The sequence below is a fragment of the Methylomonas sp. Uni0009 genome (genome assembly GCF_054188105.3).
Genome location: NZ_JBTAFN010000001.1, coordinates 4,634,151 through 4,649,851, shown reverse-complemented (window position 1 = coordinate 4,649,851; position 15,701 = coordinate 4,634,151). Strand labels below are relative to the sequence as shown.

At 51.8% G+C, this 15,701-nt stretch carries 10 protein-coding genes and 1 tRNA gene; 8 read left to right on the top strand and 3 right to left on the bottom strand.

What is annotated here, in order from left to right; all coding sequences use genetic code 11:
• The first annotated feature begins 563 nt into the window (after positions 1-563).
• Positions 564-2,714, top strand: coding sequence for an adenosylcobalamin-dependent ribonucleoside-diphosphate reductase (locus tag ACWAU0_RS21390; RefSeq protein WP_458137874.1), 2,151 nt, complete (start codon positions 564-566; stop codon positions 2,712-2,714).
• A 120-nt stretch (positions 2,715-2,834) separates the two neighbouring features.
• On the top strand, positions 2,835-3,524 hold the full coding sequence (locus ACWAU0_RS21385; RefSeq protein ID WP_458137873.1) for a TSCPD domain-containing protein: 690 nt from the start codon (positions 2,835-2,837) through the stop codon (positions 3,522-3,524).
• Positions 3,525-3,625: 101 nt separating this feature from the next.
• Here ACWAU0_RS21385 and ACWAU0_RS21380 read toward each other — a convergent pair whose 3' ends face one another.
• The 3 genes from ACWAU0_RS21380 to ACWAU0_RS21370 form a co-directional block, all read right to left on the bottom strand.
• Positions 3,626-3,775 (bottom strand): IS3 family transposase, encoded by a 150-nt coding sequence (locus tag ACWAU0_RS21380; protein ID WP_458139245.1) that lies wholly within the window; start codon positions 3,773-3,775, stop codon positions 3,626-3,628.
• Positions 3,776-3,835: 60 nt separating this feature from the next.
• A complete protein-coding gene (locus ACWAU0_RS21375) occupies positions 3,836-4,240 on the bottom strand; it encodes a DUF6538 domain-containing protein (protein ID WP_458137872.1) in 405 nt (134 codons plus the stop codon).
• Positions 4,241-4,331: 91 nt separating this feature from the next.
• Positions 4,332-4,419: transfer RNA gene (locus ACWAU0_RS21370), tRNA-Ser, on the bottom strand.
• A 389-nt stretch (positions 4,420-4,808) separates the two neighbouring features.
• Between ACWAU0_RS21370 and ACWAU0_RS21365 the strand changes: the two genes are divergently transcribed.
• The 6 genes from ACWAU0_RS21365 to ACWAU0_RS21340 all read left to right on the top strand — a co-directional run bounded on the left by ACWAU0_RS21365 (position 4,809) and on the right by ACWAU0_RS21340 (position 15,535).
• Entirely contained in the window at positions 4,809-5,231 is a 423-nt protein-coding gene (locus ACWAU0_RS21365; protein WP_033158109.1) for a response regulator, read from the top strand.
• A 43-nt stretch (positions 5,232-5,274) separates the two neighbouring features.
• A complete protein-coding gene (locus ACWAU0_RS21360) occupies positions 5,275-7,296 on the top strand; it encodes a two-component system response regulator (RefSeq protein WP_458137871.1) in 2,022 nt (673 codons plus the stop codon).
• A gap of 80 nt (positions 7,297-7,376) precedes the next feature.
• Positions 7,377-10,373, top strand: coding sequence for a TonB-dependent receptor (locus ACWAU0_RS21355; protein WP_458137870.1), 2,997 nt, complete (start codon positions 7,377-7,379; stop codon positions 10,371-10,373).
• Positions 10,373-10,885, top strand: coding sequence for a YfiR family protein (locus ACWAU0_RS21350; RefSeq protein WP_033158108.1), 513 nt, complete (start codon positions 10,373-10,375; stop codon positions 10,883-10,885). Before ACWAU0_RS21355 ends, ACWAU0_RS21350 begins: the two co-directional genes overlap by 1 nt.
• Before the next feature lie 16 nt (positions 10,886-10,901).
• Positions 10,902-14,405, top strand: a complete 3,504-nt coding sequence (locus ACWAU0_RS21345) for a response regulator (RefSeq protein WP_458137869.1) — start codon at positions 10,902-10,904, stop codon at positions 14,403-14,405.
• 122 nt (positions 14,406-14,527) lie between these two features.
• Positions 14,528-15,535, top strand: coding sequence for a cytochrome-c peroxidase (locus ACWAU0_RS21340; RefSeq protein WP_445369730.1), 1,008 nt, complete (start codon positions 14,528-14,530; stop codon positions 15,533-15,535).
• Positions 15,536-15,701 lie beyond the last annotated feature (166 nt).

Below are 15,701 nucleotides of genomic sequence, written 5' to 3'. Positions count from 1 at the left end.
CGTCGCAACGGATTCCTATTTTCGGCAAAATGGCAAGCTGGGTTTTGCCTTGCCATTGTTAGCTTTGCGGTTTAGCGAACTCTCCATTACTTCCAGCCCTTTGACTGGCCCAGGCCGAGCGCAACACCAGAACTGTCTGTCTTATTGACGCCATTTTCAATCCCCACGATAAACACCAAATGCAATGGCGGTCGGCTGTTGTTAGGCGCGTCCGCATTCCGGGAATAATCGGTTGATACGGCAACCTCGACTCCTCCCGCGCTTGTGTAAATCATCCGCTCAATTCGAAATCTTATGGCTAGGCCATCTAATTAGGAAATTGAAATTAAATGCCGCCGCTAACTCCTTGAGTTAAAAAACAAAGCACGCAAGTGCGGCTATTTAGTAAAAATTTCCCGCTGACAACACAATATGTTGTGCTAGAATTTCAACATAGACACTATATGCAGTATATCGCCGGACTGTATTGTTTTCGGTTTTAATCCAATAAACATCAATATCTTAGCCGTGCCGGAGCGGCAAGATAGGCCTATAACCATTCAACTAGAAAAGGGAATCCACGAATGACCGCAAAACTTCATGTTGTGACACAAGACGCCACCGAAATCCCGCTGCAAAGTGCTTCCCTGGATATTTGGGACAGCAAATACCGCTTAAAAACCAAGGACGGCAAAGCGATTGATGAAACGATTGATGACACCTACAAGCGCGTCGCCAAGGCCCTGTCTAGCGTCGAGAAAACCAAGGCGCTGCAAGAAAAACACTATAAAGAATTTCTGTGGGCCTTGCGCAAAGGCGTGATTCCGGCTGGTCGCATCACCTCCAACGCCGGTGCGTTGGATCATAAACCGGCCACCTCCACCATCAACTGCACCGTATCCGGCATCATCGAAGATTCGATGGACGACATTCTGCACAAGGTCCACGAAGCAGGTCTGACTCTGAAAGCCGGTTGCGGCATCGGTTATGAATTTTCCACCTTAAGACCGCGCGATGCTTATGTGTCCGGCGCCGGTGCATACACCTCCGGACCTTTGTCGTTCATGGATATTTACGACAAGATGTGTTTCACCGTATCGTCGGCCGGTGGCCGCCGTGGCGCACAAATGGCCACTTTTGATGTGGCGCATCCGGACGTGGTGGACTTTATTCGTGCCAAGCGCGAAGACGGCCGCTTGCGCCAGTTCAACCTGTCGCTACTGATTACCAGCGAATTCGTCGAAGCCGTGAAAAGCAACGGCCAATGGCCGCTGTCTTTCCCAGTTACCGAACGCGAAGCCAATGCCGATAAACTGGATTTAACCGATACCGACAAAATCGTATGGCGCGATCTGCCCAATAAAAAAGGCTATGTGGTCAACGACGCCGGTTTGGTGGCTTGCCGCATTACCAAAGTCATGCCGGCCCGCCGCTTGTGGGACATCATCATGTCCTCTACTTACGATTACGCCGAACCGGGATTTATCTTGATCGACAAAGTCAACGAGATGAACAACAACTGGTTTTGTGAGCACATCCGCGCCACCAACCCTTGCGGTGAACAACCTTTACCGCCTTACGGCAGTTGCTTGCTGGGTTCGATCAACCTGACCCGCTTCATCGATAAACCATTCTCCAAAGAAGCCCGGTTTGATTGGGAAGCGTATCGTAAAACTATCCGTATCTTTACCCGCATGTTGGATAACGTCGTCGAGATCAACGGCCTGCCTTTGGAAAAACAGCGCGAAGAAATCATCGGCAAACGTCGCCACGGCATGGGCTATTTAGGCTTGGGTTCCACCATCACCATGCTGGGCATGAAATACGGCAACGAAGACTCTCTGGCATTTACCGAACAAGTGACCAAAGAGTTGGCTTTGGAAGGCTGGAAAGCCGGCCTGGAGCTGGCGAAAGAAAAGGGCCCGGCGCCTATCATGGAGCAGTTATTCACCGTCACCGGCGAAATGCTGCACAAACGCCCTGAGATGCAAGCCGACGGCTACAAACTGGGTGACCAAGTCCCTGGTCGTGTGTTGCACGCCAAATACAGTCGCTATATGCAAAAAGTCGCGCAGGAACTGCCGGAATTGGTCGCGGAACTGGCGGAAGTGGGCTGCCGCTTTACCCACCATAGTTCAATCGCGCCGACCGGCACCATTTCGCTGTCGCTAGCCAACAACGCCAGTAACGGTATTGAACCGAGCTTTGCCCATCATTATTCGCGCAACGTAATCCGCGAAGGCAAAAAATCCAAGGAGAAAATCGACGTGTTTTCCTTTGAATTGCTGGCATACCGCGAATTGATCAACCCGCAAGCCATGCCATACAGCCAGGATCCGGCTCAACAATTGCCGGATTATTTCATCGCTGCCGATGACATCAGTCCCAAACAGCATGTCGATATTCAAGCCGCTGCGCAACGCTGGATCGACTCGTCCATCTCCAAAACCGCCAACGTGCCGACCGATTATCCGTACGAAGACTTCAAGTCCATCTACGAATATGCCTACGACCAAGGCCTGAAAGGCTGCACTACCTTCCGCTTCAACCCGGAAGTGTTTCAGGGCGTGTTGGTCAAGGAATCTGACCTGGAAAACACCACCTACCAGTTCACCTTGGAAGACGGCCATGTGGTGGAATTTAAAGGCAACGAAGAAGTGGAATACGATGGCGAAATCCATACCGCCGCCAATTTGTTTGATGCTTTGAAAGAAGGTTATTACGGCAAGTTTTGATTTTTAAAAAATGTAGGTTGGGTTAGGCGTTAGCCGTAACCCAACACGACGGCAATTTTGGGTTACGCATGCGCTTTTATGCCCGGCCGGTAAACCCAAGCTACAGAATACGGAAAACCCATGACCCTACACAAAATCAACAAAAAAATCGTCGGCTACAAAGTGCTGACCAAAGAAAACCTGGAAGCAGCTGCCCAGGCGGAAGCCGAACTGGCAAAACCTTCACTGGAAGAAATGCACGAAAATCTGGCACGCCCGGAGATGCTGCTCGGCTCCACTTATAAGATCAAAACCCCGCAGTCCGAGCATGCGCTGTATATCACCATCAATGACATCATCCTGAACGAAGGCACGGTACATCAGGAACGCCGCCCTTACGAAATTTTCATCAACTCCAAGAACATGGAGCATTTTCAATGGGTGCTGGCACTGACTCGCTTGATTTCGGCGGTATTTCGTAAAGGCGGCGACGCCACCTTTTTGGTGGAAGAAATGAAGGCGGTATTCGATCCGCAGGGCGGCTATTTCAAAAAAGGCGGGGTGTTCATGCCATCCCTGGTTGCCGAGATCGGCCACGCCATCGAATCGCACATGAAACACATCGGCATGATCAAGCCGGAAAAACTCAGCGATCACCACCAGCAATTACTGGATGAAAAACGCCGGGAGTTTGAAGCCCAGCATGGCGCGTCGGAAGGGCAGGCGTTTCCTGAGAAGGCTGTTTTATGTAACAAGTGCAGCACCAAGGCGATGGTGTTGATGGATGGGTGTATGACTTGTTTGAATTGTGGGGAGAGTAAATGTGGGTGATTGTCGAGCAAGCCTTTTCGATGCATCAGCTATAGTCAGGTGTTCTCTCAGGAGCCAGGCAAAGAAATTGTTGATGTGTCAACACTAAACCGGACACATAGTTAAGCGGCTTGATGCCGCAATTCATAATTAACCGGAGACAGATAGCCATTGGCGGAATGCAGTCGCTCTCGGTTGTAAAACACTTCGATATATTCGAGCATTGCTTGTTTGACCTGAGCGCGAGTCAGGAAAGTCTGTTGGTGAATCAGTTCGGTTTTCAGGGGGGGTGCTCTACGAAACCGCGTTATCCCAACAGTTACCTTTTCGGCTCATGCTTTGTCGAATGCCGTGTTGTATAAGCAAAGCTCGATGGCTTTCCGATGCAATTGGCTACCCCGGTCGGTATGCCTAGTAAGTCCTTGCAGTAGGGGAGCTTTGGGAGTGTTTGATCTAACAGTGATTGTTGAGATTTTTGCCAAAACTTGTTTCTGTGAAACCTGAGAAATCAGCTCTGAAGAGCGTAAATCGCAGATTGTTCCAGACTTTAATTCATTAAACGTTGTAGCAATATTCGCTGCTAATTGCAGAGCACGTGGAATAGCTTCGTGACGACTTTCTGTCTTTAAGCTTCGCACAATCTCTGTTGCGTTGAGCAATTCTTGATGCTCGGCAGGAACGCGGATTCTGAAGTAGTAGACGTTTTTGCGTCGAAAAAGATAGGGAAATTTTCCCACAAAAAGCCTCTTGTGTAACAGGTTTGTGTAGCAAACGCTGTTTCTTGAGGCTTTACTTTGAAAAGTTACTTGCAAAACAGTAACTTAAAATTGGCGGAGAAAGAGGGATTCGAACCCTCGATACGTTGCCGTATACACACTTTCCAGGCGTGCGCCTTCGACCGCTCGGCCATCTCTCCTAATACATTTTTGGGCTGATCAGCAGATTTAGTGCTTCAGAAATTGATCGCTTCATAACTTAATCTGCGTTTGTCGCCGTGATAGCGACCACCCAATCCCGACTAGGATAATGGATACACGGTTATTTTGCAATTCGGACGAGTATTTTCTCGGTTATTGGCTGCATTGAATTTCCCATGGGAGTTACTTCCCTAAAAGACAATCCAGTTTAGTCATTGGTTTAGCGTCCGATCAGCCCTTACTTGTACTAGGTTAACCATGTTCTGTCGGATAAATAAATTGTTGAATTTTGCTCTTCAGTGGATCGTGGTCTAAGTTTGCGCAGGAGTTTGCTGGAGAGTGAACTCACCTTTTGTCGATGGCCTATCGGAGTGAACGGGGGAGCTCTATGAACGATATTTGTATTTCAAACGAAAAACCAAAAATTCTGATCGTCGATGATGTTCACGAAAACTTGCATACCTTGCTGAATATTTTGCGGCAAGATTATGCGGTGATGGCTGCTACTTCCGGTGAAAAAGCCCTGGAAATCGCCCGGCGCGCGTCGGCTCCTGATTTGATTTTGCTGGATATAAAAATGCCGGAAATGGATGGATACCAGGTGTTGGAATATCTGCGCGATGATCCGGCAACGGCCGAAATCCCGGTCATTTTTGTGACTGCGGCCGCCGAAGTCGGTGACGACGCCAAGGGTATGGCGCTGGGCGCCGACGACTATTTACTCAAGCCCGTAGTGCCTGAGTTGCTTCTAGCTCGGGTTAGACTGCATTTGGAGCTAGCCACCTATCGGAAACGCTATGGCAGACTATAATCGTTGGGGTCAAGCAACGCTGATCTAACTATTTCCTTGGATAATGAACAAAGACAAATCCCTATCGCTCAATCCCAGGCCGACTATTTTGGTGGTAGACGATCTTCCCGAAAATATTCACGGCTTACTCGAAGCACTTAAGGACGATTACGGCATTATGGTGGCGACGGAAGGCATGCGTGCGGTGGAGTTGGCGCAAGGCTCGACGCCGCCTGATTTGGTATTGCTGGACGTCAGAATGCCGGGTATGGATGGCTATGAGGTTTGCCGGCGGCTCAAGAGCGATCCTAGAACCGCGGGGATACCCATTCTCTTCGTGACGATAGTCGAAGCGTCCATCGAAAAAATTCGCGGTTTTTCCATGGGCGCCGCCGATTTCATTACCAAGCCGTTTGATATTGACGAAGTACGGGCCAGGGTCAAAACGCATCTGGAACTGAGCCGCTTACGCCGCGCTCTGGAAGGCCGGGTGAAACGTCTGAGCGAATACCGGCATGCCACCGATGTGTCTAATATCGTATTCCGCACCGATCCGCACGGCGTCATCACTTTTGTAAACGATGCGTTTGTGCAAACCTACGGCTATACCCGCGAGGAGGTGATCGGCAAAACCAGCCGGATTCTCAAAGATCCCGACGCGGCTCCGGGTTTGCATCGGGAGTTATGGAACACGATTCTAGGCGGTGCAATCTGGCGCGGGACCTACAGCAATCTTACTAAAAGTGGCGATGTGATTTACATCAACAACACCATCGTCCCCATCCTTGACGCTGACGGCTCGATTCGCGAATTTATATCCACCAGCGTTAATGTCACCCATTTGATCAAACAGGAAGAGTTGATTAAGGAACAGACCACGGATGCGCTAACCGGTTTGCCCAACCGGGTGAAACTGATGCAGGATTTGGCTGACGCCGGTCCGTCGATATTGGGCATGATCAACATCGATCAATTCAAAGCCATCAATGATTTTTACGGTTTGCGCAACGGCGATAAAGTTTTGTTGGAAATTGGCGAGCGTTTGCAAAAAATGAGCGGCGCCGATGCGCAGGCTTACCGCATCGGCGGCGATTTATTTGCGTTGCTCTCCAAAAACGGTGGCGATCCCGGCCGTTTTGAGCAATTGATAGACAGAATTATCAAGCATTTGGAATCGGAAGCGATCGATTGCGGCGAAGACAAGATTAACATCCGCGTGACAGCAGGCATCTGTTCGGGGGCCGACAGCGCTTATACGCATGCAGCGCTGGCGTTGGAGCGCGCCAGGATCGAACGTCGGGATTATTTGATTTATACCGATCAGATGCAGATTAAGTCGCACTACAAGGACAACATCCACTGGAGCCAGAAAATTCGCAGTGCCCTGGCCGATGGCCGCATCGTGCCTTTTTATCAACCCATCATCGACAATCGCAACGGGAAAGTCGTGAAATATGAAGCGCTGATGCGGATGATAGACGAAGAGGGTAATGTCATTCCGCCCAGCTTTCTCGGCGTGGCAAAACGCACCCGGCAATATACCGCCTTGACTCGCACCATCGTCGAACAAGTCGTGAAAGCCTTGCCTGAGTCGGAGGGGGAGATGAGTATCAACCTAACCGTCGAGGATATTATCGATGCCAATACGGTGAGCTTTATTGCCGAAAAACTCTCTCAGCCCGGCGTCGGTTCGCGCATTGTATTGGAGATTACCGAATCTGAAGGTATCGAAAGTTACGAGGAAGTGCGCCAGTTTGTTAATCGCATGAAAGGCTATGGCTGTCACTTTGCGATTGACGATTTCGGTAGTGGCTATTCCAATTTCGTGCATTTGTTGCGGTTAAAGATCGATTACTTAAAGATCGACGGCTCCATCATCATGAATATTATCGACAATCCGGATTCTGAAGTGATTGCCCGCGTCATAGTCGATGCCGCGCGGCGCTTGGGTATGCGCACGGTTGCCGAATTTGTGGGAAGTGCGGAGATCCAAGCCAAGGTCGTTGAGTTGGGTATCGATTTTTCGCAAGGTTTTTATCTGGGCAAACCGGCACCGCAAACGCTGGGGACGCCACGCCATGATTAAATCCAACGTGCATCCGGGGGAGGACATGAATCAGTCTGATCCAGGCAACTCTGCTACTAAAGCCGGAATGGAGTTTTAAGATGCGGCCGGTTTTTAATCAACATCCTCTGCGCAAGACGATAACTTGGCAGAGGCTCGTCGGTTTTACGGTCAGCCGGTTATCAAGCGCCGCCAGCGTTCTGCTGACGATAAGCTGTTGGAGTCATCCGGTGCAGGCCGACATCAGTGCGGCGACAATTCGTGGTCAAGTCACGCTGCGAGGGGCTGACACTCAGGCAGGCGCGCAAATCATCGTTACCAGTCTGGAACGGGGGTTTTCCACGCGGACCTTTTCCCGAGCTGACGGCTCTTATGTACTGATGGCATTGAAACCCGGCCGTTACCAGCTCCAGGTGTTAGGTTTGGAAGGCCAGCAAAACAGTCAAGAGCTGACGCTGCAAGTGGGGCAGGTGGCCTTGGTAGACGTTGCGTTAGGCGATGATAATAGCGTTGCCGAACAGACGAGTGAGGGCAATTCCGCGGAGTTGGCTACCTATTTAACGCCCGAGCAAATGCAGCGCTTGCCGCAGGTAAACCGCAATTTTCTGAATTATGCCGATCTGGCGCCCGGTGTGAACGTGGTAAACGATGAAAATGGCAGTACCCGCTTGCAAAGCGGCGGGCAGCGGCCGGATAGCGTCAATTTGTTTATCGACGGCGTCAGTCAAAAAAACTATGTGGTCAGGGGGGGCGTAGCCGGCCAGGATTCCAGTCGCGGCAATGTGTTTCCGGAATCGGCTGTTGCCGAATATAAGGTCATTAGCCAGAACTATAAGGCCGAGTACGATCAAGTCGGCGGCGCGGCAATTTCGGTGCAGACCAAATCCGGCGGCAATACCTTTCACGGCGAAACATTTTACGATCATACCAATCAGGATCTGCGCAGCGTTACCCCCAGCGAACAACTGGCGGGCGGCAAGCGCGACACCGAGCAAGCGCAATTCGGTGTGACCTTAAGCGGGCCCATCGCCAAGGATGTCGCGCATTTTTTCATGGCATACGAACGTAAACTCAACGACGATTACGCGAATATTAGCGCGGGTGACGGCTCCCGCTTACCCGAGCCGTATCAAGCGCAACTGGGCCGGGTGAACAGGCCGTTCAGGGCGGATTTGTTCTTCGGGAAACTGGATTGGGCGCTTAACGATAGTAATTTGATCGAAGTGTCTTTTAAGTTGCGCGACGAAACCGAAACCTTAGGGATTGGCGGTGAAAACTCAGAGTCTTACGCGCTGACCAAGGGTAACAGCGAAAAACGCCTGGATTTTAAATATCAATACAGCGCGGAACATTGGGTCAACGAAGCCCGGTTTACTTATGAAGATGCCAATTGGCGGCAACTGCCGGCCACGCAAAGCGCGGGTTTGCAGCTGCGTCGCCTGGACGGCAGTTTGAGCGGGGGAAATCTGAATAGCCGGAGTGTGTTGAATAGCGGCGGCGCGACCAATTATCAGGATAAGGGCCAAAGCGGGCCGGGTTTTCAAGATGATCTAACCTTCAGCGGTTTGGATTGGCATGGCACCCATGTCGTCAAGTTGGGTGCTAAAGTTAAACAGATAGAACTCGGCGCGGTAGAGCGCGATCCTTACCACCCGCAGTTCGGCTTGAATTTAAACAATCCTGCCGGCAACCCGTATCAAGTGCGTTGGGCAACGCCCTTGGCCGGCGGCGGTGACGGTTCCGCCCAATCCGATGTGACGCAATTCGGCGCGTATCTGCAAGACGATTGGAACCCTAATCGACATTTGAGCGTGAACCTGGGCGTCCGCTGGGATTACGAATACAACCCCGGCTATCTAAACCATGTCACGCCGGGCGATGTCAGCAGCGCGCTCCGCAACTGGCGTAACATTCACAACGCGAATACGGGTTACGACATCGAGAACTACCTTAGTAACGGCGCTAACCGGGCGGCCGACAGCAATAATATTGCGCCCAGATTAGGTTTGGCATACGACTTATTCGAAGATCAGCGGCATGTGTTGTTCGGCGGTTACGCTAAAGCCTACGACCGCCATATTTACGACGTGTTGCAACTGGAACGTACCAAGGGCAGTTATCCCAGTTTTAGCGTCAATTTTCAGGGCGACCCCAATTACGATTGCGTGGCCGGCGTCGATTGCATCGCCTGGAATCCCGAATATTTAAACTATACGCCGGCGCAATTGTCCGCACTGACCGGTGTAGGTACGGGTAGCAGCCGGGAAATCAATTTAATGCGCAACAATCTGCGCACGCCCTATGCCAACCAATTTAATATCGGCATGCGCAATCGTTTCGGCGACTGGCATACCGAAGTCAGCGTGTCGCACGTGCACAGTTACAACGGTTTGGTCGGTTTGCTGGGCGGCCGCAATGCCGACGGCAGCTTTTACGCAGCCGGGTCCGGGTTCGGGGGTACCTTTCAGGCCGTGCCTGGCTTTGGGCAATTAATTTTGTTCGATAACGGTGTACAGACCAAAACTAATTCGGTATTTGTCAAAGCCGAAAAACCGTACAGCAAAGACAGCGGCTGGGGTATGACGTTTGCCTACACCTTTACCGATTCCGAGGAAAACAAACCGCAGTCTTTCTTCGATAACAGCAGTTATTTGTTTGAACATCCCAATACCCACACCAATGGCTGGCTGGATACCGCCGGGGTCAGAAAACATAAGCTGGTGACAACCGCCAGTGTCGATTTGCCGTGGGATTTGATTTTTTCCACTAAGCTGACGCTGGCGACCCCGGACACCCGCTCCGGCGTCAACTGTGCAAGCGGTGCTTGCAGTTTTGATACCTTTACGCCGCAAGGTAGCGATTTTATTTTTCCGGGGCAGTGGTGGGGATACAAACAAGTCGACATTGCGCTGATAAAAAGTTTCGATACGCCGCACGACACCCGGATGAAACTGCGCCTGGATGTATTGAATTTATTCGATTTTAAAAATTATGCGGCATTTAACAGCGACTTTGCCCCGCCGAATTTGGGGGCGCCGCTGACTGTGCTGGCCGGACCGAGTTTGACGGTGAAATTGACCGCCCGCCTGGAGTTTTGATGCCGGGCAAGCTAGTGAGCGCGGGTTTATTGTTGTGGGTGTTGCTCAGCAGTTTCGACGCTGCCGCTGCCGACGACATGCTCAACGCCAAAACCAAGGCCAATTACGTGTTCAATTTCACCAAGTTCGTGGAGTGGCCGGCGCTGATGAACGATACGCTGCATGTCTGCATCGTCGGCGCCGAACCTATCGTTAACTTGCTGAGCGAGTTGGCCAGCCGCGATACCAAGGGGCATTTATTGCAAATCTGGTCGGGCATAGACGACCCGCAGATTTGCCAGATTTTGTATATCGACCATGACGCGCCGGAATTGCCAGCCTTGATACAGCAGGTGCGCGGCAATCAGATATTAACTGTCAGCGATGCCGAGGGGTTTGCCGGTCGCGGCGGCTGTATCGGTTTTTATAGCGAAAACGGCCAGATCAAACTGGAAATCAATCCGGACGCCGTGCGCCGAGCGCAATTAAAAGTCAACGCCTTGTTGATGGAAATCGCCCGTATCGTCCGTTAATTCACTCCGGAATCCCATGACAAACCAGGCTGAATTTAAACGCGATTTGACCATAAAAACCAAGCTGGTGCTGATCATGTTGGCAACCAGCATTTTGTCCCTGCTGCTGGCGGGGGCCGGTTTTATTGCCCAGGAACACATGCGGGTAAAAGAGGATATGGGCCGGGATTTGAGTTCTCTGGCTCGTATCATTGCCAATCGCAGTACCGTGGCCTTGTCGTTTAATGACAGCAGCGTCGCCAACGCCACTTTGGCCGCTTTAAGCGTCAAGCAGAGCGTGGTTTCGGCCTGTATTTACGATAGCGCCAATCAGCTGTTTGCACTTTACGAACCCGGCTTGGCCTGTCCGCTGCAACATCCGGAGCCTTCGGCTAGCGAGCGGACGCGATTCGACGATGCCTATTGCACCATAAGCGAAACGATAGCCTTGGACGGCCGCATTTTGGGAAGGGTTTGGATAGCCTCCAGCCTGGCGGAGCTGGATTCCTTATGGCGGGATTTTTTGGCTGCGGCGATGGGCATTGTGATGTTATCCGGTCTGTTCGCCTTGCTACTGGCTTCCAGTTTGCAGCAAGTGGTGTCCGGTCCGCTGGTCAGGTTGAAGAAAACCGTCGAAACGATCAACAGCGAAAAGAACTACACCTTGCGCGCCGCACAAGAGAGTAACGATGAATTGGGTGCGCTGATTCAAGCCTTCAACACGATGATAGCCACCATCGAAGCTCGCGATAGCGAACTGTTGGCTTTGAACCGGCAGCTTGCCGAGAATGAAAAACTATTGGCCAGCATCAACGAAGGTTTGGAAGAGCGCGTGGCTGCCCGCACGACGGAGTTGGCGGATATCAACGCCAAATTGGCGCATAACAGCGTGATGCTGGCAACAGTGCTGGATAGCATGTCGCAGGGCCTGATAGCCTTTGACAGCAATTTAAAGTTATTGGTTTGGAATAAAAAGCTCAGCGAGGTGCGCGGTTATCCGGAAAGTATGCTGGCAGTGGGCAGGGACCATGCCGATTTCATGCAGTTCGATTTGACCGATCCGCAGTTGCGCTTCCGCAATCCCGATGCCGAACTCAAGCAGTTACTGGAAGAAATAAGACGTTTTCAGCCGCACAATTTTACTCGGCAAAGGTTGGACAATCGGGTCATCGAGATCAGCGGCGGGCCGATAGCCGATGGCGGTTTCGTCAGTACTTACGAGGACGTGACCTTGCGCAAACAGGCCGAGCTGGCGTTGAAAGAAGCCAGGGACGCCGCTCAGTCGGCCACCCAGACTAAAAGCCAGTTCCTGGCGAATATGTCGCACGAGATTCGCACGCCGATGAACGGCGTGCTGGGCATGTTGCATTTGGCCTTGCAGACCGAATTGACCGCGTCGCAACGCAATTATTTGGCAAAAGCGCACAGTTCCGCGCGTACCTTGTTGGGGATTCTTAACGATATTCTTGATTTTTCGAAAATCGAGGCCGGTAAATTAGCGCTGGAAGAAACCGAATTTCGCTTTGATAGCGTGGTGGAGCAATTGGCCGATATGATCGGTTACCAAGCCGGCTTGAAAGGTATTGAGTTTCTGATCCGTCACGACCCGCAAATTCCGCCGGTATTGTTGGGCGATCCCTTGCGTTTCGGTCAGGTGTTGACCAATCTTTGCGGCAACGCGCTTAAATTCACCGAAGCCGGCGAATTGGAACTGGCTTTCTATTGCCTGGCCAAAACCGATAGCACTATCGATTTGCGGGTATCGGTCAGAGATACCGGCATCGGTATGGCGGAAGACGATCAGAAAAAACTGTTTCAAGAGTTTACCCAAGCCGATCAGGGCACCAGCCGGCGCTTTGGCGGCACAGGTTTAGGCTTGGCCATCTGTAAAACCCTGGTGGAAATGATGCAGGGCCGGATCTGGATCGAGCAGTCGCAACTGGGCCAGGGCACAACCTTTTGTTTTACCGTGCGCTTGGGCGTGGCTAAGGATACTTTGCTGCATCAAGACGCGCTGGAGCAAAGCATAGGGGTGTTGCTGGCCGAGGTGCGGGTATTGGTGGTGGATGACAATGAGGCTTCCCGGGAAATCATCAGCGATATGTTGCGGCCGTTTCAGCTACGGGTGAGCTGTTCGGCCAGTGCGGCCGGGGCGCTGAGAGTGTTGCGGGAGGCACCGGCCGATCAGCCTTTCGATGTGGTGTTGATGGACTGGAAAATGCCGGGTATGAACGGCGATGAGGCGATCAGGCAGATTCGCGCCGACACCAGCCTGATGCCGCAGCCCAAGATTATCATGGTTACCGCTTACGGCAGCGAAGATGTGATGGTGTTGGCGGGCCGGGCCGGTATCGATGGCTTTTTGATCAAACCGGTATCGCCGTCCTCCTTACTGGATGCGATTTTGTCGGCACTTGGACGCGGCCGGGTGCTTGGGGTGGTGGATAAATTTAAGCAATTGGGCGGGGCGGATATTGCCGGTATCAAACAACTGCAAGGGATTCGGTTGTTACTGGTGGAAGATAACGAAATCAACCGCGAATTTGCCTGCGAATTGCTGCGCAGCCACGAGATTGAGGTTGACGAAGCGGTGAACGGCGAAGAAGCGGTCAGCATGGTTAGGCAGCATCATTACGATGCGGTCTTGATGGACATCCAGATGCCGGTGCTGGACGGCTTGCAAGCCACCGTCAAAATTCGGGCCTTAGCGGAATCCGAGAACGATCAGCGTTTTGCAACTATGCCCATCATCGCGATGACCGCCCATGCCATGGCCCGCGATGTCGAGAAAAGCCTGGAGGCAGGTATGAACGATCACGTTACGAAACCGATTGATCCCGACCGGTTGTTCAAAGCATTGGCAACCTGGATTCCGCTCACGGCCGACGACGAACAGAGCCAGGAGGCGGCGCGGATTTATCAAGCTGCCGATTATCCCGAAGATTTACAAACCTTGACCAGCCTGGATATTGTGCAAGGTATACGCCGGATCGGGGGTAATCCGGAGGCCTATCGCAAACAGTTATACCGTTTTAAAGAACACTACCCGGATGCGGTCGCCGAGATTCGCGGCTTGATCAATGCCGGGGAACTCAAACAGGCTGAAGAGCGTTGCCATGCCTTGAAAGGGGTTAGCGGCAATCTGGGGGCGACTGATTTATTCGAAGCCGCCGCCGGTGTGGATATTGTCCTTAAGCAAAATCAAATACCGCCCGCTGAACACTTGCAGTACATGGAAGGATTTTTGCGCCAAGTCATCGGGCAAATTGAGGCCTTGCAAGCACTGGCGAGCAGCCAAGCGCCCGACACGGATCCGCTTTTGACAGGGGTTACCGACGCCGAGATAGCGGCGGATTTACAGACATTGTCGCGATTGCTGGAAAGCGATCTAGGCGCGGCCGAAGCCATGTTGGAGCAATTACAGCGTAGTATGGCCGGTCATCAGTATTTGCCCTTGCTGGAGGACATCGCCAAAAAAATCGACCGATTTGCCATTGACGAGGCACTGGCGCAACTGAGCGAGTTGCTGCAAAAACTTTAACGCCAGCCTAACCCCGGCTTTGCAGCGTGCGGTCGATAACGATGCAATTTAATTTACCTGCCCAGCGTCAATATCTTACAATTCGGTAGCCCACGGCTAAAATAATTACTTAGGAGGATCTCATGTTTAAATTTCGTATGCTGGTTTCTGCGATAGCGCTGGCTAGTTCGATGTCTGTTATGGCGGCAGATGCGCTGCCCACCACGGCGCCAGCGCCTGCCAACAACCCCACAACCCCCGAAAAAGTTGAACTGGGTAAAATGCTGTATCACGATCCGCGTCTGTCTTCCACGGGCACCGTTTCTTGCGCGTCTTGCCACAACACCATGCTGGGCGGCGAAGATAACCGGCCCAACTCCATGGGCGTCAACGGCCAAACCGGCGGCCGCAGTGCACCAACGGTCTGGAATGCCGCATTCAACAAAGTGCAATTCTGGGACGGCCGCGCCGACAGTCTGGAAGCGCAAGCAGCAGGTCCAGTCACCAACCCAATTGAAATGGGTATGAAAAGCTGGGATGACGTGGTTGCTCGCTTGAAAACCATCAAAGGCTATCGCCATGCTTTCGAAGTGGCCTTTGGTAGCGATGCCGAAGCTATTACCAAAGACAACGCCACCAAAGCGATTGCCGCCTACGAAAGAACGTTGATTACACCGAATAGCGCTTACGACAAATATGTCAAAGGCGATAAAGATGCCTTGACCGAACAGCAAGAACGCGGTCTGAAAAAAGCCGTGGAACTGGGTTGCACCAGCTGTCACAGTGGTCCGGCCTTTAACGGCCCAGGGGTATTCCAAAAATTCCCTGTTAACCCTAGCGGCTACTTCGAAGCGCAATACCACTTCCAAAAAGACAAAGGCTTGGCTGAAGTCACCAAAAAAGAAAGCGACGAGCACCTGTTTAAAGTGCCGACTCTGCGTAACGTGGCTTTGACCGCACCTTATATGCACAACGGTTCGGTAAAAACCTTGGATAAAGCCGTTTGGTTAATGGGTAAATTGCAATTAAATCAAGAGTTGTCCGATGCTGACGTGGCTGACATCGTCGCGTTTTTGAATGCGCTGACTGGCGAATTCCCTGCGCAAAGCATGCCGCAATTGCCAGGTACACCGGGTTCCAGCTTTAACTGAGTTTTATCAGGTAGTTAAAGATTAAGGGGGCCGCAAGGCCCCTTTTTTTGTCAAAATACTTCCCTCACGGGGCACAATACGCAATGTAGATTAAGCGTGTTGGGTGCTTTAAGTCGTTTCCAGGGCAAAGTCATTGGACGGTTTGCCAACTTTTGCATGGTGAGAA

Excerpts from the sequence above, each read along its gene's own strand:
- ACWAU0_RS21390 (WP_458137874.1), top strand. The coding sequence starts at position 564 with ATGACCGCAAAACTTCATGTTGTGACACAAGACGCCACCGAAATCCCG.
- ACWAU0_RS21385 (WP_458137873.1), top strand. The coding sequence starts at position 2,835 with ATGACCCTACACAAAATCAACAAAAAAATCGTCGGCTACAAAGTGCTG.
- ACWAU0_RS21365 (WP_033158109.1), top strand. The coding sequence starts at position 4,809 with ATGAACGATATTTGTATTTCAAACGAAAAACCAAAAATTCTGATCGTC.
- ACWAU0_RS21360 (WP_458137871.1), top strand. The coding sequence starts at position 5,275 with ATGAACAAAGACAAATCCCTATCGCTCAATCCCAGGCCGACTATTTTG.
- ACWAU0_RS21355 (WP_458137870.1), top strand. The coding sequence starts at position 7,377 with ATGCGGCCGGTTTTTAATCAACATCCTCTGCGCAAGACGATAACTTGG.
- ACWAU0_RS21350 (WP_033158108.1), top strand. The coding sequence starts at position 10,373 with ATGCCGGGCAAGCTAGTGAGCGCGGGTTTATTGTTGTGGGTGTTGCTC.
- ACWAU0_RS21345 (WP_458137869.1), top strand. The coding sequence starts at position 10,902 with ATGACAAACCAGGCTGAATTTAAACGCGATTTGACCATAAAAACCAAG.
- ACWAU0_RS21340 (WP_445369730.1), top strand. The coding sequence starts at position 14,528 with ATGTTTAAATTTCGTATGCTGGTTTCTGCGATAGCGCTGGCTAGTTCG.